The sequence below is a fragment of the Thermoplasmata archaeon genome, from assembly GCA_035632695.1.
Lineage (GTDB): Archaea > Thermoplasmatota > Thermoplasmata > RBG-16-68-12 > RBG-16-68-12 > RBG-16-68-12.
The window spans coordinates 1-8694 of sequence record DASQGG010000036.1 but is presented as its reverse complement, the minus strand read 5'-3'; the positions used below and the strand labels follow the sequence as shown (position 1 = coordinate 8694).

The window sequence follows — 8694 nt, the reverse complement described above, 5'->3', positions numbered from 1 at the left end:
AGAACGCGTTGACCGCGGCGTAGATCCCGAAGTGGATGAAGAACCCCGCCTTGTCCTCGGCGCGCTTGCGCGCCTTCAGCCAGAGCTTCTGGTCATCCTCCATGCGGAGGCCCAGTGAGCACGGGACGAAAAAGAATGGCTAAGTAGAAACCCTACTCGCGCGCCCGCTCCCGGAGTCGCTTGTCGCATCGCCTCAGGAATCGCTCGAGCTCCGGGACCAGGTCGCCGTCCAGCGCTTCCCGCGACACCACGGCGACCACCGCGCGTTCCCCGCGCATCCCCAGGATCCCGAACTCGTCGTATCGGACCCGGGTCGTCCTCTCGCCCGAAGCCCGCGGCGGATCCTCGAACCCGCCCGCCAGCGCGAGGACGCCCTCGACCTGAACGGCCTCGACGGGCAGGCGGCCGTCGTCGGGCAATGCGAGGAGGGGCACGCCCTTTCGACTGAAGAGGTAGACGCCGAGGTCTCGCTTGTCCTTCCCGATCACGGTGCGCGCTCACGCCGGAAGAGAGGGTACGAGCTCTAGATGGTTTGGTCAATTTCAGTCGTGAGAACAGCTCCCGCCGTACGCGGTTCGGCTCGACCCGGCCTGCAGGTTCAGTGAATGATGCCCGTGGCGACGGCCGCGACGGGCACGCGGCGGGTCAGGAAGCCTCGGACGCCGCTGACGATCATCGTGAAGATCGTCGCACCGGCCCAGGTGAGCTCGCCGGTCGTCGTGGCCACGTACGAGGGTCCTGCCCATCCGTAGAGGATCAAGTAGAACGCCGCGGCAATCAGGGCGAAGGCGAAGAAGAAAGAGAGACCGCGGACGGTCCAGGCCAGGAGCCCAAAGATCACGAGCCCGACCAAGAGGATGCCGCCGGCGACGACCGTGCTGTGCAGGAGCTGGTACTCCTGGTAGGCCACCGCGGCGGTCGCGAGGAGGCCCGCGACGAACAGGGACCGGGCGAGGGCACGTCCCAGGAGGCGCACGAGGAGCCCGACCCCCAACAGGGCCAAGCCTACCCACTGGGCATGTGCCAGTACATACGGCACGATCTGCGAGAGGTCCAGCTCAACCCCTCCCCAGCCTGCCTATGACCGGCACGGGGTCTAATACCTTGCGTCGGCGTGCCGCGTTGACATCGCCCACTTGCGGTCATCGCCTCCGTGGCCGCTCTCAGCGGGGTGGGCCCTCCGCGGACGGTGCGGACGGCTCCGGGAGCGTAGACACTTGGATGCCCACGACGAGGAGCTGGAAGCCGATGACCCAGGTGACGAAGATGAGGCGGGCCAGGGCCACGAACGTAAGAGAGTCAAAGGGCGTTGCGGCGTTGAAGAGGAGGATCCCGAACCCCGAAGCGATCATCCCGATGAACACGACGGAGAGCTGCGCGACGAAGAGGATCATCCTCGGCGAGCGAGACGCCTCGGCGCCTCGACGGACAATGGACGAGATGGTAATTGCGATGGCCACCAGGAGCGTGGCGTTTACGCCCGATGCGGCGAGGAAGAAATTTGAGGCCGTGTCGGGCGGCACCTGGTTCGGGACCAGAAGCACGACCACCGTGCAGAGGACGCCGCCAAAGACGAACCAGAGGCCGGCGCGAATCAGGTACCGTCGAGCTGCGGGTGACAGTGCGTCCGCCATGCGGCTCCGCCTCGTTCCGCCTCGAGCCAAGGAACCGGCTGCAGGTCCATAACCGGGACGGCGTCCGCCGGAGGCTCACGCCTTCTGGCGGAACTCCATGGCTTGGAAGAGGAACGCGGCAAGGGCCACCAGGACCACGGCGAGGATTACCAGGATGGCGGCGGCACTGGCCGCGGAGACGTCCGTGGCGAACCCGGAGAGGGGGCCGACGCCCACGGTCCCCTTGAGCACGGACCGGAGGTAGTAGATCAGGCTGAGCTTGGGCACGCTCCCGGGTAGCGATCCGACGACGGACTCCCACACGAAGCCGATGAGCAGCCCGACGAACAAGGGTTTACGCAAGACCACAGAGAGGAAGACGAACAGGGCGCCGTACGCCAGCACCGCGAGGGCGGTCGCCGCGAGAAAGCCCGTGAGGACGTTCGCGTCCGCACCGAGCCCCGTGCCCGCGTACGCCTCGGTCACGGCGTAGGAGACGACCACGGGCGGCAGGAGGAGGACCAGGGCCGCGACCAGGTAGCCCGCGTACTTGCTCAGGGCGACGACCGGCTTCGAGACGGGCCGGGTCAGGAGGAAGGGCAACGTGTTGTCGTCGATCTCCTCGCGGATCAGCGCGGTCGCGTCGACGAGGGTCACGAACACGAGGACGATCTGCAGGAAGAGCGGGACCATGAGCGCCTGGAACAGGAGGATGTCGAACGAGGCGACCCGCGCCAAGGCGAGGGCCGCGACGAGGAGGAGCGGGATCCAGGAGAGCGCGAAGGTCGCGAGCCCGCGCTTCGTGGACAGGAGGTACCGGATCGTGAGGAGGGTCACCACCCAGCTCTTGCGGAGCGTGTCGGCGAGGCCCGTCGTCTCACCCCACCAGGTAGCGGAAGACCGCGTCGAGGCTGTCGTCCGGGCTCTCGAGGCCGCGCACGTCGAGGTTCCGATCCACCACGAGGCCGGGCAGGTCCTTGTAGAAGGCGTCGGGCTTCCGCGTCCGAACGAGGAGCATCGCCGGGGCCGGGAACTCCACGGAGACCACGTGGTCCATGCCGGCGACGGCCTGCGCGAGGTCCCGCGGCTGGGAGGTCTCGATGCGGACCGCGTGGGGATGCTCGTCGATGAGCGCGCGGATCTTGTGGAGGTCTCCGGAGGCGATCGCCTTCCCGTTGTGGATCAGGACGATGTTGCTGGTGACCCGCTCGATCTCGTACAGGACGTGGGTCGACATGATCACGTGGCCGCCGCGCTTCGCGAACTCCGTGATCGCGCGGAGGATCTGCACCCGGGCCATGGGGTCCGCTCCGGACAGGGGCTCGTCCAGGATGAGGAGCTCCGGCGTGTGGGCCAACGCCTGCGCGAGCTTGGCCCGCTGCCGCATGCCGCGGCTGTACGTCCGCGTAGGCCGGTCCTTCGCCCCTGTGAGGCCGACGAAGGCGAGGCTGTCCTCGGCCGCCTTCCGCGCGTCGCCGGGGGACATGCCGTCGAGCCGCAGGAGCGTCTCGACGAACGCCTGCCCTGTCATCCAGCCGTAGAGCTGGTTCGACTCGGGGCAGTAGCCGATCTTGTGTTTGAGCTCCACGTTGTTCCATGGGTTCTGACCCAGAAGCCGGAGCTCCCCGCCGCTCGCGCGGAGCTGCCCGATGAGGAGCTTGAACAGAGTGCTCTTCCCCGCGCCGTTCGGCCCGACGAGCCCCGTGATCCCCGGGTTGAACGTGGCGGTGAAGCCGTTCAGGCCCAAGACCTCCCCGTACCACTTCATGACGCCCTTCGCTTCGACGATCCCGGTCACCCGGAGACCACCTCCACGGCGCGCATTCGGATCCACGTCGCGACCGCGGTGAGGACCGTCGCCCCGACCAGAATGGCGAGCGCCACCGCCCAGTCAATCGGGGTGCCCGTGATGCCGAACGCGGCCCGCGCCACGGCGAGGTAGTCCTCCCACGGGGACACGTAGAGGACCTCCGCCGTGTTCAGGAACCCGGGTTGGGAGAGAATCGTCTCGACCGCGATGAGCCCGAAGACGCTCGCGAACACGGCCGCGGCGGCGTAGGCGCGGCGGCGGGTGAGGCTCGAGAAGAACAGGCCGAGGGACGTATAGAAGGCGGTGAGGAGCAGGCCCAGGAGGACCGAGATCCCGGCCGCTTCAAGGGCGATGTCCCAGGGGAAGAGGCCGAGGAGGGCCGCGAGGATCGGGGTCAGCACGAGCGGGAGGAGGGCGATGAGCCCGGTCAGGATCGCGAGGATCGCCGCCTTGGCCGTGAGGTAGTCCGCTGCGGTCACCGGCCGGCTCAGGTAGAGCGTGAGGGCCATGGAGTCCAGATCGTCCGCGATCAGACCCCCGCCCACGGTCGCCGCCATCAGGGTGACGAAGAACAGGACCGCCGAGTTCGACGCGGGCGTGTAGAAGAAGGTCAGGTCCAGGGGTTGTCCGCGGAGCAAGAAGGGCGCGAACAGGACGTACACGATCGAGACGATCGTCGTGATGGCCGTCCCGACGCCGACGGCGAAGATGGCCGCGGGCCGCCGGATCTCCCGGCGCAGCCCCGTCCCGATGATCGCCCAGACGCGGTGCCGCCGGCTCTGGAGGGGGATCTCGCGGCGCGTGTACGTCGGCAGGGAGATGGACACTCAGCGGCCTCCCGTGTGGCGCTCCACGAGTTCGAGGAACAGCTCCTCGAGGCTGCGAATCTCCGCGCCCATGTACCGGACCTCCATGCCGCTCGCATTGGCTGCCCGGAAGATCTCCGTCTCGACTCCCGGTTTCCGCGCCACATGCACCCCGGAAGTCCCCGCGTCCGCTTCGATGCCCGCCTCCTTGAGTGTCCGGAGGAACGCGTCGCGGTCCCCGCGCACGTCGACCCGGAGGCGGTCCTGGGCCCCGCTGAGGAGCGTGGAGAGGGGCCCTGCGGCGATCTGATGGCCCCCGTCCAGGATGACCACGTAGTTGCAGATCGATTCCACGTCCGGGAGGAGGTGGCTCGACAGGATCACGTTGCGGCCCTGGGAAGCGGCGATCTTGCCGACCAGGTTCAGCATCTCCGTCCTCCCGCGGGGGTCGAGGCCCGTCGTGGGCTCGTCGAAGACGTACAGCTGGGGGTCATGGACCATGGCCTGGGCGAGCTTCACCTTCTGCTTCATGCCCGTGGAGTATTCCGCGACCTTGCGGTAGCGCTCCTCCTCGACCCCGACGAACTGGAGGACGTCGTGGGCCCGGCTCATGGCCGTGCCCGGATCGAGCCCGCTCACGCGGCCCATGTAGGAGACGAGGCCGATCCCCGTCATGTCGGGGATCAGGCAGTCGTGCTCGGGCATGTAGCCGGTCCGCTCCCGCACGGGGATGCCGTCCTCGATGCCGTAGCCCAGGACCTTACCCGAGCCCGCCGTGGGCCGCAGGAGCCCCAACAGGAGCCGCAGGAAGGTCGTCTTCCCCGCGCCGTTGGGCCCCACGAGGCCGATGGCTCCTTCGGGGATCGAGACGCTGAGATCGTCGACGGCGCGGACCTCGCCGAAGAGCTTCGTCAGCGAGGCGGTCTCCACGAGGGCGGTCACGGGGGTCCTCCGGGCTTCTTGGGCGGTAGCTCCCCGACAGCCTCCGCCCCCCTTGAGTCCTTCGCCACATCGCGGTGCGCCTTCCGCCGCCTCAAGACGAGGAGTACAAGCGCGGCGACCAGCGCAGCGGGCAGCCCGCCGAGCAGGGCGAGGTCGATGGCGCTCAGGCCTGGGGGCCGGATCGGGTAGGCGTACGACTTCAGCCGCATCTGCGCGACCCGCGTGCCGTTGACGTACGCGTCCCGCCGCACGTAGTTGCCGACGTCGTTCGAGAACCAGGCGGTCTCGTTGGCTCCCGCCGACGGCACGGCTGCCGCGAACCCGGGGAATCCGCCGAGGCTCTCGTTGATCCGGTACGCGGAGAAGGTCCCCGCCTCCACGGTCACGTTCTCGAACGCGAGGACATGGCGGGTCCACGCCCCGCTGACCGTGGTGCGGTTCTCCATGCGCCGGCCGAGGCCGAACGAGGAGAAGCTCGTCACGGTGTCCACGTGCGACGTGAACGACGCCGACGCAGAATCGCCGACGCTCAGATTGAAGGGGGGCAGGGACGCGTACACGGTCGTCGCATTGACCCAGAGGTTGACCTGTGCATGGGCGGTGACCACGACGGTCACGTCGACCCCATAGACGGTCGAGCCGTTCGAGGCGACGGGCAGGTAGTCCCCGCCTTCCCAGACCTCCTTGGTGTCCGAGGAGAAGCTCCCCGAGGCGCGCACCGTGGCGTTTCCGGGAATCGCGAACGTGCCGTTCAGGAACCCGGCGGCGTGGGTTTCCGCTTGCACTCCGGACGGCGTCACGCCCACCACGTCGACCTCGACGATCCCGCTGAGCCCGAGCTGGAAGCTGCCGTTCTGGCTCGCGTTGAACCCCGGAAGGCCGCCCAGCGACCCGAGGAGCGTGTAGACCCAGCGGTCCCCGGCATCGTAGGTCGGCCGTGCCAAGGCGGCGTGTCCGAACCCTGCGGCTCCGAGGATTCCCGCGAGAACCACGGCGATGCCGAGGACGACGACGCCCATGCGCGCGAGCGAGATGTCACAGCCTCCGCCGTGGCCATGGCTGCGAACGCCTAAACCCTTTCCCGGGAATCCCGAGTGCTCATGCTCCGGACAGGAGGAGGATGCCCACCCCGAAGGCGATCAAGGCAGCGGCGATTCGCCAGTCCACCTTCTCCCGAAGCAGCGCTGCGGCCGCCAGGGTCGCGATGATGGGGTAGGTCCCCGAGATGGGTGCCACGAGGGCCGCGGGCCCAAGATCGTAGGCGATCGTGAGCGCGACCGCGCTGAGTCCGCCCGCGAGGAACACGAAGAGCCCGAGGCCCCACCCCCGCGCGGACGGTGGGTCGGCGCGCGTCCTCGGTGCGCGGCGCAGGAACGCGTACCCGGCGGTGACCCCCAGGTAGCCCGTGGCCAGGAACAGGTCCAGGTTGCCCTCGCCGAGGGCGCTCACGCTCGCCTTGACCAGGAACCCCCAGATGCCCCAGACGAAGAAGCCCGCGAGGCTCAGGAGGACCGCGGCGCGCCGGGACGTGCTCGGGTGCTTCGGCTCGTACGCCAGGACGAGGACGCAGAACATGATGAGCCCGATCCCCACCGCCTGGAGGATCCCGAGCGTCTCGCTCAGGAAGACGACGCTTAGGATCACCGTGAGCATGGGGCACGCCGCAGAGATCGTGCCCACGATGCCCACGGTGCCCACGCGCATGCCCTCGTAGAAGAACAGGTATCCGACGGCGCCCAAAGCGCCCGCGGCCACCGCGGCCGCGGCGAACCACGCGTCTCCCGGGAGGGGAGTGCGAGCGAGGAACAGCCCGAGGACCGCGAAGGCGCCTCCTTCGATGAGGACCGTGCCGATGCCCATGGTCCTCGGACCCAGCCGGTCCGTGCTCGGCTTCGCCGCGAGCGTGCCGAAGCCCCAGATCACGGTGGCCCCGAGGACCCAGGCCAGCCATTCGAGCGCCATTTCGCCCCGGGAGGAACGATCGGGTCATCAGGTTTGCCGCAGACGCTTTTGGGGACGAAGGCGAGCGCTCTCGGGGCGCGCGGTTTCTCCGCATCGCCCGCCTCGGGGAGCCGCTCAGGCACCCGGGATGGAGTTCCCGCAGCTCGGGCAGGTGTCCGTTCCCGCGACGGTCCGCGCCCCGCACGAACGGCAACGCCACACGGCGTCCTGCTCCCGGAGCCAGACGGAGACGCCCGCCTCCCGAAGCCGGTCCGCGCCTCGGCGCATCGGCGCGCGGTACGGCGCCCCCGCCTCGAACCTGCGGATCCGGTCGCACGGGTAGTCCTCGCAGCTCGGGCAGAACACGACGCCCCGCTCCTCGGCGCACGCCTTGATCTCGCAGTCGCCGCCGAAGCAGAACGAGGCGGGCGTGCGACAGCCCGTGCACACGAGCCTGTCCGTCGTCGTGCCTAGGGAGGCGGCGAGGGCGTGGAGCTTCGCGAGGTCCTGCTCCGCCCACGCGCGGTACACAGGGCAGGCACCGCAGTACACGCCGCAGACGCCGGCGAGGCTCGCATCGATCGCGCGGTCGTTGACGGCCAGTCGGACGGCCATGGGGACCGAATCCGGCGGTGGGCGTATGGTCCCTGGCTAAGGACTGTCCATACACGGGGTACACGGGCGCTCCGCGGCAGGTTCGTACAATCCGTGCGGAACCTTCACACGGTCCTCGGAGACTCAGGGATTGTGATCGACGTCTTCATCCGAAGTCGTCGGGTGGTCCTCGATCGAGATGCGGAGACCCTCGGCCACGCGTGCGCAGGACCGGGAGCCCAGATGCGCGCGGCCGCCGTCACCCACTCCCTCGTCTTGCTCCCCGAGGCCGAGCGAGCGGCGCTCGACTCCGTGCAAGCTCTGGCGGAACGCCTTCGTGAGAAGGTCGTGGTGTGGGACCTCGCGACCCGCGGCGGCCGCAAGGAGGCGAAGCGCCGAGGGATCCGTGAGACGCCGCGAGTCGTGTTCGGATCGTGGGGCCCCGTGAGCGTGGACATCTTCCGGGACCGAATGGAGGCCGTCCCTCGGGAACGCCCCGTCCCTCCACGTTGAAGGTGCGGCGGGCGGCGATCGTTGGCAAGCCAAGCCGGAGTCAGGTTACCTTCGTGGGTCGCATGCGCTCGGGCATTTCCACCGTGACGATTTCGCCCGTGACCGTCGCCTCGCCGCGGGCGAGGATCCTCGCCTCCACGACGACCTTGCGTCCCTGGATGGACGACGCACGCCCGCGGACCTGGAGCTCCGCGCCGAGCGGCGTGGGCTTGACGTAGTTGACCTTCAAGGAGGCGGTGACGAACCGGTGCAAGGGTTGGGTTCCCGGCTCCCGACCCTCCGCACGGTACGCCGCCGCGGCGGCGGTGCCGGTGCCATGGCAGTCCAGCAGGGATGCCAGGAGGCCGCCGTTCACGTAGCCGGGGATCGCGACATGCCATGCCTCCGGCGTGTACCGGGTGACCGTCTCGTCCCCTTCCCACGCGGTCCGCAGGTGGAGGCCGTGGTCGTTCAGGCGCCCGCAGCCGTAGCAGTG

The 8694-nt window shown here is 69.0% G+C and carries 12 protein-coding genes; 1 reads left to right on the top strand and 11 read right to left on the bottom strand.

The annotated features are described in order from the left end of the window. Positions 1 to 152: 152 nt before the first annotated feature. The 10 genes from VEY12_03095 to VEY12_03050 all read right to left on the bottom strand — a co-directional run bounded on the left by VEY12_03095 (position 153) and on the right by VEY12_03050 (position 7727). Complete coding sequence (locus VEY12_03095) at positions 153 to 488, bottom strand: hypothetical protein (GenBank protein HYM39120.1); 336 nt, start codon at positions 486 to 488, stop codon at positions 153 to 155. Positions 489 to 598: 110 nt separating this feature from the next. Next, on the bottom strand, positions 599 to 1003 hold the full coding sequence (locus tag VEY12_03090) for a hypothetical protein (protein HYM39119.1): 405 nt from the start codon (positions 1001 to 1003) through the stop codon (positions 599 to 601). A gap of 160 nt (positions 1004 to 1163) precedes the next feature. After that, a complete protein-coding gene (locus VEY12_03085; GenBank protein ID HYM39118.1) occupies positions 1164 to 1634 on the bottom strand; it encodes a hypothetical protein in 471 nt (156 codons plus the stop codon). A gap of 75 nt (positions 1635 to 1709) precedes the next feature. Next, the gene (locus tag VEY12_03080) at positions 1710 to 2450 is read right to left on the bottom strand and encodes an ABC transporter permease subunit (protein ID HYM39117.1); all 741 of its coding nucleotides are present in this window, start codon (positions 2448 to 2450) and stop codon (positions 1710 to 1712) included. A gap of 40 nt (positions 2451 to 2490) precedes the next feature. Next, the gene (locus VEY12_03075) at positions 2491 to 3411 is read right to left on the bottom strand and encodes an ABC transporter ATP-binding protein (GenBank protein ID HYM39116.1); all 921 of its coding nucleotides are present in this window, start codon (positions 3409 to 3411) and stop codon (positions 2491 to 2493) included. Continuing rightward, positions 3408 to 4250 (bottom strand): hypothetical protein, encoded by an 843-nt coding sequence (locus VEY12_03070; protein HYM39115.1) that lies wholly within the window; start codon positions 4248 to 4250, stop codon positions 3408 to 3410. The genes VEY12_03075 and VEY12_03070 overlap by 4 nt, the downstream gene beginning before the upstream one ends. Continuing rightward, positions 4251 to 5171 (bottom strand): ABC transporter ATP-binding protein, encoded by a 921-nt coding sequence (locus tag VEY12_03065; GenBank protein ID HYM39114.1) that lies wholly within the window; start codon positions 5169 to 5171, stop codon positions 4251 to 4253. It lies immediately after the preceding gene. After that, complete coding sequence (locus tag VEY12_03060; GenBank protein HYM39113.1) at positions 5168 to 6190, bottom strand: hypothetical protein; 1023 nt, start codon at positions 6188 to 6190, stop codon at positions 5168 to 5170. Before VEY12_03060 ends, VEY12_03065 begins: the two co-directional genes overlap by 4 nt. A gap of 79 nt (positions 6191 to 6269) precedes the next feature. Beyond that, positions 6270 to 7133 carry a DMT family transporter gene (locus VEY12_03055; GenBank protein ID HYM39112.1) on the bottom strand — a complete coding sequence of 288 codons (864 nt, stop codon included), beginning with the start codon at positions 7131 to 7133 and terminating at the stop codon, positions 6270 to 6272. 114 nt (positions 7134 to 7247) lie between these two features. Then, the gene (locus VEY12_03050; protein ID HYM39111.1) at positions 7248 to 7727 is read right to left on the bottom strand and encodes a DUF3795 domain-containing protein; all 480 of its coding nucleotides are present in this window, start codon (positions 7725 to 7727) and stop codon (positions 7248 to 7250) included. Positions 7728 to 7859: 132 nt separating this feature from the next. Here VEY12_03050 and VEY12_03045 point away from each other — a divergent pair, with 132 nt between their 5' ends. Continuing rightward, complete coding sequence (locus tag VEY12_03045) at positions 7860 to 8219, top strand: hypothetical protein (protein HYM39110.1); 360 nt, start codon at positions 7860 to 7862, stop codon at positions 8217 to 8219. A gap of 40 nt (positions 8220 to 8259) precedes the next feature. Here the strand turns inward: VEY12_03045 and VEY12_03040 are convergent. Then, a partial coding sequence (locus VEY12_03040; protein HYM39109.1) for a PaaI family thioesterase occupies positions 8260 to 8694 on the bottom strand: 435 nt, incomplete at its 5' end.